This is a genomic window from Pseudomonas sp. TMP9 (assembly GCF_037943105.1).
Classification (GTDB): Bacteria; Pseudomonadota; Gammaproteobacteria; order Pseudomonadales; family Pseudomonadaceae; genus Aquipseudomonas.
In genome coordinates this window covers 2,732,321-2,746,371 of record NZ_CP149803.1, presented here as the reverse complement: position 1 = coordinate 2,746,371, position 14,051 = coordinate 2,732,321, and the positions used below count along the sequence as shown (strand labels likewise).

Sequence of the window (14,051 nt, the reverse complement as noted above, 5' to 3'; positions counted from 1 at the left end):
AACGCTGCAATGTTCAGCTCATGCTTGGGTAGTCGGTGTAACCCTCAGCGCCGCCGCCATACAGAGTATTGCCGTCAAGCGGGTTGAGTGCGGCGCCCGCTTTGAAACGGGCGAGCAGATCTGGGTTGGCGATATAGGGGCGGCCGTAGGCCACAAGGTCAGCCAAACCATCGGCAACGGCCTGCTCGCCGCTTTCTGCCGTTTGCCCGCCCGCGATAATCACTGTACCGGTATAAATCTGGCGCAGTGTGCTGAGTAATGCATCAAAGCCCTCGAAGGTGCCGCCTAACCAATCCGGGCGGTTGACATGCAAATAGGCCAACTGGCGGCTGTTAAGTTGCGCGACCAGGTAGCTGAAAGTCTCCAGCGGATTGGCATCGTTAACATCGCCGAAGGTGCCCATGGGCGAGATGCGGATACCGACTTTGCGGCTATCCCCGACGGCTGCAACCGTGGCGTCGACGACGTCTAATACAAAGCGGGCGCGGTTTTCAGCTGAGCCACCATACGCGTCAGTGCGCTGGTTACTGTCAGAGCAAAGGAACTGGTCGAGCAGATAGCCGTTGGCGGCATGCACTTCAACACCATCAAACCCAGCCTTGAGCGCATTGACGCTGCCGTGGGCATAGGCTTCAACCACGCCAGGCAGCTCATTGAGCTCCAGCGCCCGTGGCATAGCCGTTGCCGCTTTATGGTGGCTGCCGTCTGCCTCGACCACATAGCACTCGGCTTGGGCCTGAACGGCTGAGGGGGCGACTGGGGCCGCGCCATTTGGCTGCAGCAACGGATGGGAGATGCGGCCCACATGCCAGAGTTGGAGGAAAATACGCCCGCCCGCGTCATGCACAGCCTGAGTCACTTGCTGCCAACCAGCAATTTGCGCATCGCTGTGGATGCCCGGAGACCAGGCATAGCCCTGACCTTCCGGGCAGACTTGGCTGGCTTCACTGATGACCAAACCGGCGTTAGCGCGTTGGGCATAGTAGTGGGCGTTCAGCTCGCTCGGGATATTGCCCGGCAGGCTGCGCTGGCGGGTCAGTGGTGCCATTACCAGGCGGTTCGGTAGGGTGAGCGCGCCGATTTGCAAGGGGCTGAGCAGGTGTTCAATCGTCATAAAACCTCCATTAAGGTCATTCAAGTGGCTGGCATGAGCCATGGCGGCTATTATGCGCGTAGCGATCTTTTTGGGAAGTACGTACGATAAAGGCGGTAACTTACTTGGGGGTAAGCAATGATGGCCGAACAGCACGCCACACCGATCGAAAACAAGCGCGTGGTGCAGGGCGATAAGGTCTACAGCACGCCGATGGATATCACCCTGGAGGTGATTGGCGGCAAGTGGAAAGCCTTGTTGGTGTATCGCTTGCTCAATGGTCCGCTGCGGTTTTCTGAACTGAAGCGGCTCGTGCCGGACATCACCGAGAAAATGCTGACCCAGCAGTTACGTGAACTAGAGCGTGTTGGCGTGCTCACCCGCACGGTATTTGCTGAGGTGCCACCACGGGTGGAGTATTGCGTGACTGAGCATGGCGCCACCCTGCAGCCAGTGCTGGCCGCCATGTGTGAATGGGGACGCAGTCACAGTCAGCAGCAGGGTGATTGAGGGGGGGGAGCGGTTAAGTCGCCAGTGTCTCAAATCACGCGAGCGACCCTGTGTCGCTCAGGCAGCGTGCTCGGCGGCCTGGCCGATGGCGCGGTTGAGTGCGCTAAATAACGCACGGAAGCTTGCCGTGGTCAGGTTTTCATCAATACCAACACCGTGCAGGGCCCGTCCGCCGTTAACGCGCAGTTCGATATAGGCTGCAGCTTTAGCATGAGTGCCTGCACCAATTGCATGTTCGCTGTAATCCATGATTTCCACGGCCACCGGCAGGCCGGCCACCAGTGCTTCCAGCGGGCCTTTGCCGATACCGCGCCAGTGCTGGGTTTGCCCCGCGTTGTTGACCTCAACATCAACGGCACTGGTGCCATTTTCTTCCTGCAAACGATGGCCTTTCAGGGCGTAAGGCGTCGTGGCTTGCAAGTATTCGCGCTCAAGCAATTGGTGGATTTGTGCGGCGCTCATCTCAAGGCCTAAGCGATCTGTTTCTTTCTGCACCACTTGGCTGAACTCAATCTGCATGCGGCGCGGCAGGTTGATGCCGTACTCCTGCTCAAGCAGGAAGGTGATGCCGCCTTTACCGGATTGGCTGTTAACGCGAATCACCGCCTCGTAATCACGGCCGATATCAGCAGGATCAATCGGTAGGTAGGGCACTTCCCACAGCGTGCCTTGCTGACGCTGGGCGAAGCCTTTGCGGATTGCATCCTGGTGCGAGCCAGAGAACGCCGTGTGGACCAAATCGCCAACGTAGGGGTGGCGTGGGTGCACCGGGATCTGGTTGCAGTCTTCGACCACTTTGCGCACGTTGTCGATGTCAGAGAAGTCCAGTTGCGGGTTTACGCCTTGGGTGTAAAGGTTCAGCGCCAGCGTTACCAAGCACACGTTGCCGGTGCGCTCACCGTTACCGAACAAGCAGCCTTCAACGCGATCCGCGCCAGCCATTATGGCCAGTTCGGTGGCCGCAACGCCGGTGCCACGGTCGTTATGGGTGTGCACGCTGAGCAACACGCTGCCACGCTTGTCGATGTGGCGACCGAACCATTCAATCTGGTCGGCATAGTTGTTTGGCGTGGCGCACTCGATGGTGGCGGGCAAGTTGAGGATCAACGGCTGCGCTGGAGTGGGCTGGAACACCGCGATCACGGCGTTGCACACCTCGACGGCAAAGTCAGTTTCAGTGCTGCTAAACACTTCCGGCGAGTACTCAAAGCCCCACTGGGTTTCTGGCTCAGCATCGGCCAGGCGCTTGATGGTTTTGCCCGCGGCTACGGCGATGCCTTTGACGCCCGCTTTGTCCTGATTGAAAACAATTTTACGGAAGCTCGGCGCGCAGGCGTTGTAGTAATGCACGATGGCTTTCTTCGCACCCTTGAGGGACTCGAAAGTACGCTCGATAAGGTCGTCGCGGGCTTGAGTCAGCACCTGGATGGTCACGTCATCGGGGATGTGGCCACCTTCGATCAGCTCGCGAACGAAGTCGAAGTCGGTCTGCGAGGCAGACGGAAAACCCACTTCAATTTCTTTCAAGCCCACGGCCAGCAAGCACTTGAAGAAGCGCATCTTTTTTTCGGCATCCATCGGCTCGATCAACGACTGATTGCCGTCGCGCAAATCGGTTGAGAGCCAGATGGGGGCCCTGTCGATGATCTGGTCCGGCCACGTGCGATCGGCGATGGCAATTTGGGTGAACGGACGGTATTTGCTAGAAGGGTCTTTAAGCATGCTCATGGGGCAGTCCTTTTAGCGCACGGCAGTGGGCGGCCGAGCGGGCTCTTCAAAAGTGGCGATGGCTGCAGGTATTAACCCAGCAAACGCAGGCATACCCAGTAGGGGTGGTGGGTGTTCATGGCGTAAACCCTATCTATGGCGATAGGGGCTTGCAAGCTTTGCGCAATAAATGGTGTTTTCAGTCGATTTATAAATTTAAGCGAGATTTTATTGCGCTGAGTTCGGTCTCGCTGCTCATCAATTGTGCGGCCTGTGACGCGCGCGTTCGGCAGCTGCCGGGTTGCTATGGCGTTTGTGGTGCTCAGGCGTCAGCACCTCAGGGTTTGAATGCGCCAATGAAAATCGCCGGGTCCACGCGGGCGTCATTCAGGCTGACATTCCAGTGCAAATGCGGCCCAGTGGCCCGGCCGGTGGCGCCGACTTTGCCGAGTACGCCGCCGCGCGGCAGTTCGTCACCCAGTTTCACCCCGATGGCTGAGAGGTGACAAAACATGCTGATCAAGCCTTGGCCATGGTCGATAAACACCGTTTTACCGTTAAAAAAATAGTCGCCAATCAGGATCACCTTACCGGCAGCCGGGGCTTTGATCGGGGTGCCGCTGTTAGCCGCAAAATCCAGTCCGGAGTGCGGGTTACGTTCTTCACCGTTGAAGAAGCGGCGCAGGCCAAACGGGCTGGACAGCGGCCCGTTGACCGGCCTGTCGAATAACAGATTGCTTGGCTGGCGGGCGCTGAATTGCTGATAGGCATGAGTTTGCTCGCTTAGCTCCCGCTCAATGCGCGCGAGGTTCTTGGCGTTCGGGTTGACTTGCTGCTGATTTTTGATGGTGATGCGTTGCTCGGTGTAATGCTTATTACCCACTTCGAATTCACGTGTTTTACCTGCTACCAGCAACTGCTCAATGCCTGGCTTCACACTCAAAGGGATGCCGACTATGGCGATCCAGCGTTGTTGATCCTCGTGAATGACCAGCACCGGCTTGTTCTGAAAGCGAGCAGCCGGTGCGTTTGGCGCCGGCCCCAGGTCAACCACCGCAACGCCCCCGGGTACCGGTTTATTCAACAGGCGACTGATAAAGCCTTCAGCGTGGACGGGCAGGGCGAGGCAGAGGGCAATGGCGAGAGCAAGCAGGCGCATAGGGCTTCCGTTAAGTGGGTTTATCGTGGTTATGACGTGCTGCTTTGATCTGCCGAGCGCCATGTTCTGGTTACGATAACCGAGCCACTGTGACAGCAATCTGCGCCGAAATCGGCAGCGGTAACGGCATTGTTGGGTGGCTTGGCACGTGCATCTTAGCGTTTTCCGCGCCGGTATTGCCCGGGCGCGACGCCAGTCATTTGCCGGAAAGCCCGGCCGAAATTGGCGGCATCGCTGTAGCCCAATAACTGCGCAATATCGCTGACCGAGTAACGCGCATCGCTCAGCAAGCGGCAGGCGAGTTGCTGTTGCTGGGCGCTGCACAGGCTGCGAAAACTGCTGCCGTGTTCATCCAGCCGGCGGATTAGGGTGCGCGGTGATAGCGCCAGTGCGGCAGCCAAATCGTCCAGCCGAGGTTGGCTGATGGGGTCGCCGAGTGTGGTGAGTTGATCAAAGTGGGCCATCAGCCAATGCTCGGCGCGGGTCAGAATGTCTTTGGGGTGAAGCAGGCTGTTGAGTGCTTCGCGGCAGCGCATCAAGGCGGCGCGATAGGTTTTTTCGTCATGCAAGGGGCAGGGCAGGCGGCGCAGCCCTGCGGGCAGCTTAAAGGCCGTGGTGGCGGCATTGAACTCGCAGCGGCCATTGAAGTACTGGGCATACAGCGCTGCATGCGGCGGCGCAGGCCAAGCAAACTGCACAATCACCTCGCGGGCACTATGGCCCATTACGGCGTCGACATAGCTGCTGGCGATTTGCATCAGCACCTCAATCAGCGGCAGTTCCAGTTCACCCAAGGGGTAGCGTGTAGTGTCCACCGTCAGGCAGAAAAAGTTGTTTTGCTGACTGGCGCTAAAGCTGATGAAGGGCGAGCGTATCCGCGCAAACTGCACTAATACATCCAGCCCCTCACCTAAGGTTGGCGCACTCAGCGCGGCAAACCCCAGCGGGCCGTGGCTGGTGATATTCAGTTGCTGCCCGAAAATAAGCCCCCAGTCAGTTCGCCCGGTCAGCGCCATCACATTGCGGAAGATCTGCAGTTGTTGCGCCGCGCTAATGTGCGTGGTGGTCGGCGCTAGGCTGTCCCCCAGCCCGGTACCCGCCAGCAGGTTGCCCGCCTGCTCCGGCCAGCGTTGCAGCAGGAGCCGGGTGTAGGTGCTGGGGGTGGGCAGTTGGTTGAGTTCGCTGTTCATGGGCTGAGTATGGCGATAAATGACCAGTAATGCGTCATTAACTGCAATTTAAGTCCGCGCCTTACGGCCTTAGAGTGATAAGCACAATAAACGTCCATGAGGACTAGGCAATGCATCAGTTCACTCTGCAGCACCCTGAACAAGGCGAGATTACTTACCAAGACCGCAAGCGCTACCTGTGGCTGGTGTCCTTGCTCTATCCCTTGATTGCCCTCAGCGGCATCGGCTTGTTCTACCTAACAGGCAATCAATGGGTGTTCGTGGTGCCATTGCTAACCGCCTATATCGGCGTCAGCGCGCTGGACTGGTTGATCGGTGAGGACCGTAACAATCCGCCCGAGGAGCTGGTGCCCCAGCTGGAAGCCGATGCCTATTACCGCTGGTTGCCCATTCTCACGGTGCCCATGCATGTGCTGGTGCTGGTGATCTTTGCCTGGTTTATCTCCAGCCATGACCTGGGTCTACCGGCCTTCCTGATGCTGACGCTGACAGCCGGCCTGTATAGCGGCCTGGGCATCAACACCGCTCATGAGTTGGGTCATAAAAAGCCTGCCTTGGAGCGTTGGATGGCGCGCATCGCGTTAGCGGTATCGGGTTATGGGCATTTCTGTGTTGAGCATAACCGTGGCCATCACCGGCATGTCGCCACCCCGGAAGATCCGGCCAGCTCGAAGATGGGTCAGAACATTTACCAATTTGCCTGGACGGAAATACCAGCAGGCTTTCTTCGCGGCTGGGCGTGCGAAAAAGAACGCCTGACCCGCCAAGGCAAATCCGTTTGGCATCCCAGCAACGAAGTGCTGCAGTCCTATGCCCTGACCTTGGTATTGCAGGGCGCGCTGATCGTGGCGTTTGGGTGGATCATGCTGCCGTTTCTGTTGATGCAGAATTTCTACGGCTGGTGGCAGCTGACCAGTGCCAACTACATCGAACACTACGGCCTGCTGCGTCAGCGCAAACCCAACGGTGCGTATGAGCACTGCCAGCCTTGGCACAGTTGGAATGCCGATTACTTGGCCTCTAACCTGCTGCTGTTCCAACTGGAGCGCCATTCTGACCACCACGCCAATCCAACCCGGCACTATCAAAGCCTGCGCAGCTTCCCCAACTTGCCAACCCTGCCTACTGGTTATTCCGGTATGTATGCCTTGGCGATGGTGCCTGCGCTTTGGTACCGGGTTATGGATAAACGCGTGCTGGCGTTGCCACACATCGCCGGTGACTTTGACAAGGTGAATATTGTGCCCGGCCGGCGTGCCGAGCTAGAGGCGCGTTATGCCGGCGTTAGCGTGCAGCCGCATGCGGCGCAGGAGGCGTAAATGGCCAAGTACCTGTGCCCCGGTTGTGGTTACCACTACGACGAAGCGCTCGGCGAACCCCACGAGGGCTTTGCCTCCGGCACCACTTTTGCTGACTTGCCCGAAGACTTTTTCTGCCCCGACTGTGCGGTGCGCGGCAAAGAAGACTTTGAGCTAGTCGAGGAGTGACAAGGTGACCGGCGCGAGGTGGTTATCTTCCACCCGCACCACCAACTCGCCAGCGCCTAATTTAGCCTGCAGGCGTTGGCCGGGGCGGGTGTCGGCCGCGTTACGAATGGCGCGGCCGCGCTCATCCAGCAGGATGCTGTAACCGCGGCTTAAGGTCGCCAGCGGGCTGATGGCATGCAGCGTTTGCACCTGGCTGTGCAGGCGCAAGTGACGCGCCTTGAGGCCTTCGCGCATGCTGCGTTGCAGGCGTTCGCTCAGCGCGTTTAGGCGTTGATCAAGCAGCTTGAGGTTACGCTCTGGGTGCAGGCTCAACAGTCGAGTTTGCAGGCGGGCTAAGCACTCGCGGCGATTATTCAGTTGCCGCTCGAAGGCACGACTCAGACGCATCTCCAAATCATCAATGCGTTGAGCATGCTGGCGTAAGCGTTCACCCGGATGGCGCAAGCGCCGTTGCAAGCCCTCCAGACGCATGCGTTCGCGCTCCAAGCGGTGTTGCATGCGCAGGTTCAAGCGGCGCTTGAGGGTGTAAAGGCGTTGCACCAGCTCACTGCTGTCGGGGGCCAGTAACTCGGCGGCCGCTGAGGGCGTTGGCGCGCGTACGTCGGCGACGAAATCGGCGATGGAAACATCGGTTTCATGGCCCACGGCGCTGACGATGGGCGTAATGCACGCAGCAATGGCACGGGCCACCGGCTCTTCATTAAAGCACCAGAGGTCTTCCAGCGAGCCACCGCCACGGGCCAGGATCAGCGCATCAAAGCCCTTGGCATCGGCGATGCCCAGTGCGCGAACAATCTGCGCGGTGGCGTCACGGCCTTGCACGGCGGTGGGGATCAGGGTCAGTTCCACCTGCGGCGCACGGCGGCGAAAGACGCTGATGATGTCGCGGATCACCGCGCCGGTCGGCGAGCTGATAATGCCAATGCGTTTCGGGTGGGCTGGCAGGGCGATTTTGCTCTCGGCTGCGAACAAGCCTTCAGCGCTGAGCTTTTCCTTCAGCGCCTCGAACGCCAGGCGCAGCGCGCCATCGCCGGCGGGCTCCACCGCATCGAGAATCAACTGGTAATCGCCGCGGCCTTCAAACAGCGAGACCTTACCGCGTACCTTCACCGCCAGACCGTCACGCAGCGCCTGGCGGGCCTTGGCTGCGTTCTGCCGGAACAACGCGCAGCGCACCTGTGCCTGGCTGTCTTTTAGGGTGAAATAAATGTGCCCAGACGCCGGCTTGGCCAGGTTGGAGATCTCGCCTTCAACCCAGATGCCGCCGAAAACATCTTCCAGGAGCAGGCGTGCGCGGTTGTTCAACTGACTGACGCTGAGCACCTCGCGGTCGAGGTTTAGGCGTTGGAAGGGGTCTTTGATCATGGCCGGCATGATAAAGGCTTTACTCAGACTGACCATAGCGGATTGACCTTGACCGTTACAGTCAGCCGATTAAGCTGCTCATCCTTAGCATTCTTAAGCGTTAAACGAGCCCTTTATGAGCGAGCAGCAAGCCATCATCGTGCCGCAGATTTCCAGCTTTCCCGGTCATGAGGCGCGGGCGCGGTTAATTGTGCGTTGGCTGGTTAAGCAGGCCATCATCGAAGAGCAGCTAACCACCTGCGGGCGTACTTGTAAGCAAATGGGCTACGGTATTGCCGAGGGCGCGCGGCGGGTAGTCGAGCGGCCTGAGTTGTTGCCGTTCGGTCAGGCGATACATGGCCTGGAGATCATCTATAAGCGCTGCATTTACACGCCGACCATCGGCTTTCTGGAAGAGGCGGGTTGCGCAAGGTGCCGCAAGGAAGTGGGCGAGGCGCTGTTCGACAGCTTGGAAGACTGGATGCCGGGGCATACGGATAACTTTACCTGCCCGCGTTGTGGTCATGAAGATGACATCAACGGGTTTTTGTTTCTGCAGCCCTGCGGCTTCTCTAACCTGGGTTTTATCTTTAATAACTGGGCCGATGCCGGCTTTAAACCGAGCTTTGTCGATGAGTTTGCTGCGCGTTTGGGCTATCCGGTCTCTTTGGTGCGGGTCGACGTTTAGGGCCGTGCGGCGCGTGGGCGAATCTTCTGTTGGGTTTACCACTACTTTGCGTTGAGTGCGGGGGGGCGTCTGAGTATAATGGCGCGCTTCCAATTTTCCCGTCCGGGAGCCCCCGCCATGCTGCGTATCAGTCAAGAAGCTCTAACCTTCGACGACGTTCTACTTATTCCAGGTTATTCCGAAGTTTTGCCGAAGGATGTCAGCCTCAAAACGCGTCTGACCCGTGGCATTGAACTGAATATCCCGCTCCTTTCTGCTGCGATGGATACCGTCACTGAAGCCCGTTTGGCGATTGCCATGGCTCAGGAAGGCGGCATCGGTATCATCCACAAGAACATGACTGTCGAGCAGCAAGCTGCCGAAGTGCGCAAAGTTAAGCGCTATGAGTCGGGCGTGGTTAAAGATCCGATCACCATCGAAGCGGATGCCACCGTTGGCGATTTGTTCGACCTGACCCGGCAAAACAACATTTCCGGTGTGCCGGTGCTGCATCACGGTGATCTGGTCGGCATCATCACCAGCCGTGACGTGCGCTTCGAGACCAACATGAGCTCCAAGGTGCGCGAGTTGATGACGCCCAAAGAGCGTCTGGTCACGGTCAAGGAGGGTGAAGACACCCAAACCGTGCGCAAGCTGCTGCACAAGCATCGCATCGAGCGGGTGCTGATTGTCGATGACCAGTTCCGCCTCAAGGGCATGATGACCGTCAACGACATCGAGAAAGCCAAAGCCTACCCGCTGGCCAGTAAAGATGACCAAGGTCGTCTGCGTGTTGGCGCGGCGGTGGGTACCGGTGCTGACACTGAAGACCGTGTGGCCGCTTTGGTGCATGCAGGCGTTGATGTGATCATTGTGGACACGGCCCACGGCCACTCCAAAGGTGTGATTGACCGTGTGCGCTGGGTTAAGCAAACCTTCCCTGCTGTGCAGGTAATTGGCGGCAACATCGCCACCGGCGAAGCGGCCAAAGCGCTGGCTGATGCAGGCGCAGATGCGGTCAAGGTCGGTATCGGCCCAGGCTCAATCTGCACCACACGCATCGTTGCGGGCGTGGGTGTGCCGCAGATCAGTGCTGTGGCCAATGTAGCCGCTGCCCTGGCGGGTACCGGCATACCGCTGATCGCGGATGGCGGTATTCGCTTTTCGGGTGACCTGTCGAAAGCTATTGTCGCGGGTGCGTCCTGCGTGATGATCGGCTCCATGCTCGCCGGCACTGAAGAAGCGCCAGGTGAGATTGAGCTGTTCCAAGGCCGCTCCTACAAAGCCTACCGCGGCATGGGCTCGTTGGGCGCCATGGCGCAAGCGCAAGGCTCATCGGATCGTTACTTCCAGGATTCCTCTGCCGGCGCTGAAAAATTGGTACCCGAAGGGATCGAAGGTCGTGTGGCCTATAAAGGTGCCATGGGCGCTATCGTCCATCAGCTGATGGGTGGCCTACGCGCCTCCATGGGTTACACCGGTTGCGCCACCATCGAAGAGATGCGCAGCAAACCGGAGTTTGTGCGCATCACCGGCGCCGGCATGGCCGAGTCGCATGTGCATGATGTGCAGATCACCAAGGAAGCGCCGAACTACCGCGTGAGTTAAGTGCATCCGCTGGGTGGATGGAGCGTTGCTCTACCCACCCAGCGGGTCGCGAATTTGCAGCGCAGCGAGTTGAAGATTTAAAGCACGGGGCTGTTGCTGTTGTTTTGCAGTACAGCCCCTTGTCATTTGTGAATTCTGCTACGAGAGACGGCCATGGCTCATCAAGACATCCACGCGCACCGCATCCTGATTCTGGATTTCGGCTCCCAGTACACCCAGCTGATTGCGCGTCGCGTGCGCGAGATTGGCGTGTACTGCGAGCTGCATCCGTTCGACACGAGTGACGAGGACATCCGTGCTTTCGCCCCGCGCGGCATCATCCTCGCCGGTGGCCCGGAGTCGGTGCATGAAGCCGACAGCCCGCGCGCGCCACAAGCGGTGTTTGACCTTGGCGTGCCGGTTTTTGGTATCTGCTATGGCATGCAAACCATGGCCGAGCAGTTGGGCGGCAAAGTTGAAGGCTCAGAGTTGCGTGAGTTCGGCTACGCCCGCGTTGATGTGGTCGGCAAAAGCCACCTACTCGAGGGCATTGAAGACCACATTGACGTTGACGGACTATTCAGCCTCGATGTGTGGATGAGCCACGGCGACAAGGTCACCAAGCTGCCGCAGGATTTCCACATCCTAGCCAGCACCCCGAGCTGCCCGATTGCCGGCATGTTCAACGATGCGCGCGGCTACTACGGCGTGCAGTTCCACCCAGAAGTGACCCACACCAAGCAGGGCGGGCGCATTCTGTCGCGTTTTATCCTCGACATCTGCCAGTGCGAAGCGCTGTGGACGCCGTCCAAGATTGCCGAAGATGCCATTGCCAACGTGCGTGCCCAAGTCGGCAGTGCCAACGTGCTGCTCGGTTTGTCCGGCGGTGTCGATTCCTCGGTGGTGGCGGCATTGCTGCACAAAGCGATTGGCGACCAGCTGACCTGCGTATTTGTCGATAATGGCCTGCTGCGTCTCCACGAAGGCGAGCAGGTGATGGCCATGTTCGCCGAAAACATGGGCGTCAAAGTGATTCGCGCCAATGCTGCAGAGCAGTTCCTCGACAACTTGGCCGGCGAGTCCGATCCGGAGAAGAAGCGCAAAATCATCGGTCGCACCTTTATCGACGTGTTTGATGCCGAGTCGAACAAGCTGGACAACATCAAGTTCCTCGCCCAAGGCACCATCTACCCGGATGTGATCGAGTCGGCTGGCGCGAAAAGCGGCAAGGCTCACGTGATCAAGTCGCACCACAACGTCGGTGGCCTGCCGGAAGAAATGAACCTGAAACTGGTCGAGCCGTTGCGCGAACTGTTTAAGGACGAAGTACGTCGTCTGGGTCTGGAGCTCGGTCTGCCCTACGACATGGTTTACCGTCACCCATTCCCGGGCCCAGGCCTGGGTGTGCGCATCCTTGGTGAAGTGAAGAAGGAATACGCCGACCTGCTGCGTCGTGCCGACCATATCTTTATCGAAGAGCTGCGCAAAGCTGACTGGTATCACAAGGTCAGCCAGGCCTTCGTGGTGTTCCAACCGGTGAAATCGGTCGGTGTAGTGGGCGATGGCCGTCGTTACGCGTGGGTAGTTGCCTTGCGCGCCGTGGAAACCGTCGACTTTATGACCGCACGTTGGGCGCACCTGCCTTACGAGCTGCTGGAAACCGTCAGCGGGCGCATCATCAATGAGATCGAAGGCATCTCTCGCGTCACCTACGACGTGTCGAGCAAGCCACCCGCGACCATTGAGTGGGAGTGATCCCTCTGAGTTGAAACGCCACAAAGGCAGCGCGAGCTGCCTTTGTGGTTTTTGTAAGGTGCATTCTGTTTGCTTTAGGGTCGTCAGCCCTGCGTCTTAAATGAGAAGATGTTTCAATTGATGGCCCGATAACCTTCGGGCTGCTGTCTTCCCGGATTGCATCCGGGCCACAGGAAACCTTATGTCTTTTACCCGCAGGCAAATGCTGGTCGGTCTGGCTGCTGTTGGCGTCGTCGGTCTTGGCACGGGTGGCGTGCGCTATTGGTTGGGCCGTCCGGAAAATGTCGCGACTCACGACTATGAACTGATTGCCGCGCCGCTGGATATCGAGTTGGTGCCGGGGCATATCACCCCGGCGTGGGCTTACGGCGGGCAGGCGCCGGGTGTGGAGCTGCGCTGCCGCCAGGGCGAGCGTTTGCGTGTGCGCTTTATTAACAAGCTGGATGTGCCGACCACGATTCACTGGCATGGCATCCGTCTGCCGCTGGCGATGGACGGTGTGCCTTATGTGTCGCAAGCGCCGGTGTTGCCGGGGGAATACTTCGATTACACCTTCATCACCCCTGATGCTGGCAGCTTCTGGTATCACCCGCACGTTGCCAGCGGCGAGCAACTCGGGCGTGGTTTGGTTGGCGCGTTGATTGTGGATGAGCGCGAGCCCAGCGGCTTTCGCCATGAGCAGACGCTCAACTTGAAGAGCTGGCATATCGACGAGCAGGGCGCGTTTACTGCATTCAGTGTGCCGCGCGAAGCGGCGCGGGGCGGTACGCCGGGGCGCTTGAGCACGGTCAATGGTGTGCATGCGCCCACTTTGGATCTGCCGGCCGGGCAGGTGGTACGCCTGCGTCTACTCAATCTGGATAACACCCTGACGTATCGGCTCAACCTGCCTGGCGCGCAGGCGCGGATTTATGCGGTGGATGGCAATCCGGTCACGCCACGGCCATTAGGTAAAGAGTATTGGCTGGGGCCCGGCATGCGCATCGACCTAGGGCTGCAAGTGCCCGCGGCGGGTACGCAGTTGTCGCTGCGCAATGGGCCTCTGCGGTTAGCCACTCTGCGCGCGCAGCCCAGTGCCGAAGGTGCGGGTGAATGGCCGCCAGCCTTACCCGCTAATCCGATTGCCGAGCCTGATTTGGCTGCTGCCGAGACGTTGCGCTTTAACTTCGAGTGGGCCGGCGCAGTATCGGTGGGCCTGGCTCAGGGCGCCGCGCACAGCTTTTGGCAGATCAACGGTCAAGCCTGGGACATCAATGACAAGACCTGTGCCGACCGGCCAATTGCCCGCCTGCAATTGGGCAAGAGTTATATCTTCGAGCTGCGCAATCTCAGCCAATACCAACACCCGATCCACCTGCACGGCATGACCTTTAAGGTGCTGGCCTCCAACCGTAAGTCGATCATCCCGTATTTCACCGACACTTACTTGCTGGGCAAGAATGAGCGCGCGCGTGTTGCGCTGGTCGCGGATAACCCCGGTGTGTGGATGTTTCATTGCCATGTGATTGACCATATGGAAACCGGTCTGATGGCCTCAATCGAGGTGGCTTAA

At 58.9% G+C, this 14,051-nt stretch carries 12 protein-coding genes; 7 read left to right on the top strand and 5 right to left on the bottom strand.

Annotated elements, in window-relative coordinates; all coding sequences use genetic code 11:
* Nucleotides 1–13 precede the first annotated feature (13 nt).
* The gene (locus WF513_RS13090) at nucleotides 14–1,114 is read right to left on the bottom strand and encodes an alkene reductase (protein WP_339079822.1); all 1,101 of its coding nucleotides are present in this window, start codon (nucleotides 1,112–1,114) and stop codon (nucleotides 14–16) included.
* 120 nt (nucleotides 1,115–1,234) lie between these two features.
* Between WF513_RS13090 and WF513_RS13085 the strand changes: the two genes are divergently transcribed.
* Entirely contained in the window at nucleotides 1,235–1,603 is a 369-nt protein-coding gene (locus WF513_RS13085; RefSeq protein ID WP_339079821.1) for a helix-turn-helix domain-containing protein, read from the top strand.
* A 57-nt stretch (nucleotides 1,604–1,660) separates the two neighbouring features.
* Here the strand turns inward: WF513_RS13085 and leuA are convergent, their stop codons facing one another.
* The 3 genes from leuA to WF513_RS13070 all read right to left on the bottom strand — a co-directional run bounded on the left by leuA (nucleotide 1,661) and on the right by WF513_RS13070 (nucleotide 5,659).
* Complete coding sequence (gene leuA, locus WF513_RS13080; RefSeq protein ID WP_339079820.1) at nucleotides 1,661–3,331, bottom strand: 2-isopropylmalate synthase; 1,671 nt, start codon at nucleotides 3,329–3,331, stop codon at nucleotides 1,661–1,663.
* A 316-nt stretch (nucleotides 3,332–3,647) separates the two neighbouring features.
* Nucleotides 3,648–4,469, bottom strand: coding sequence for a peptidoglycan DD-metalloendopeptidase family protein (locus WF513_RS13075; protein ID WP_339079819.1), 822 nt, complete (start codon nucleotides 4,467–4,469; stop codon nucleotides 3,648–3,650).
* Between the two features lie 155 nt (nucleotides 4,470–4,624).
* Nucleotides 4,625–5,659 (bottom strand): AraC family transcriptional regulator, encoded by a 1,035-nt coding sequence (locus WF513_RS13070; protein WP_339079818.1) that lies wholly within the window; start codon nucleotides 5,657–5,659, stop codon nucleotides 4,625–4,627.
* A 110-nt stretch (nucleotides 5,660–5,769) separates the two neighbouring features.
* Here WF513_RS13070 and WF513_RS13065 point away from each other — a divergent pair, with 110 nt between their 5' ends.
* Nucleotides 5,770–6,978: an alkane 1-monooxygenase gene (locus WF513_RS13065; protein WP_339079817.1), complete on the top strand. Its 1,209-nt coding sequence runs from the start codon at nucleotides 5,770–5,772 to the stop codon at nucleotides 6,976–6,978.
* On the top strand, nucleotides 6,979–7,146 hold the full coding sequence (locus WF513_RS13060; protein ID WP_339079816.1) for a rubredoxin: 168 nt from the start codon (nucleotides 6,979–6,981) through the stop codon (nucleotides 7,144–7,146).
* Here WF513_RS13060 and xseA read toward each other — a convergent pair.
* Complete coding sequence (gene xseA, locus WF513_RS13055; RefSeq protein WP_339083568.1) at nucleotides 7,132–8,511, bottom strand: exodeoxyribonuclease VII large subunit; 1,380 nt, start codon at nucleotides 8,509–8,511, stop codon at nucleotides 7,132–7,134. The genes WF513_RS13060 and xseA overlap by 15 nt on opposite strands.
* Nucleotides 8,512–8,626: 115 nt before the next feature.
* On the opposite strand from xseA, the gene WF513_RS13050 reads away from it, so the two are divergent.
* The 4 genes from WF513_RS13050 to WF513_RS13035 all read left to right on the top strand — a co-directional run bounded on the left by WF513_RS13050 (nucleotide 8,627) and on the right by WF513_RS13035 (nucleotide 14,051).
* Nucleotides 8,627–9,178 carry a sugar ABC transporter ATPase gene (locus WF513_RS13050; protein WP_339079815.1) on the top strand — a complete coding sequence of 184 codons (552 nt, stop codon included), beginning with the start codon at nucleotides 8,627–8,629 and terminating at the stop codon, nucleotides 9,176–9,178.
* A gap of 117 nt (nucleotides 9,179–9,295) precedes the next feature.
* On the top strand, nucleotides 9,296–10,765 hold the full coding sequence (gene guaB / locus WF513_RS13045) for an IMP dehydrogenase (RefSeq protein WP_339079814.1): 1,470 nt from the start codon (nucleotides 9,296–9,298) through the stop codon (nucleotides 10,763–10,765).
* A 153-nt stretch (nucleotides 10,766–10,918) separates the two neighbouring features.
* Nucleotides 10,919–12,499: a glutamine-hydrolyzing GMP synthase gene (guaA, locus tag WF513_RS13040; RefSeq protein WP_339079813.1), complete on the top strand. Its 1,581-nt coding sequence runs from the start codon at nucleotides 10,919–10,921 to the stop codon at nucleotides 12,497–12,499.
* Between the two features lie 181 nt (nucleotides 12,500–12,680).
* A complete protein-coding gene (locus WF513_RS13035; protein ID WP_339079812.1) occupies nucleotides 12,681–14,051 on the top strand; it encodes a multicopper oxidase family protein in 1,371 nt (456 codons plus the stop codon).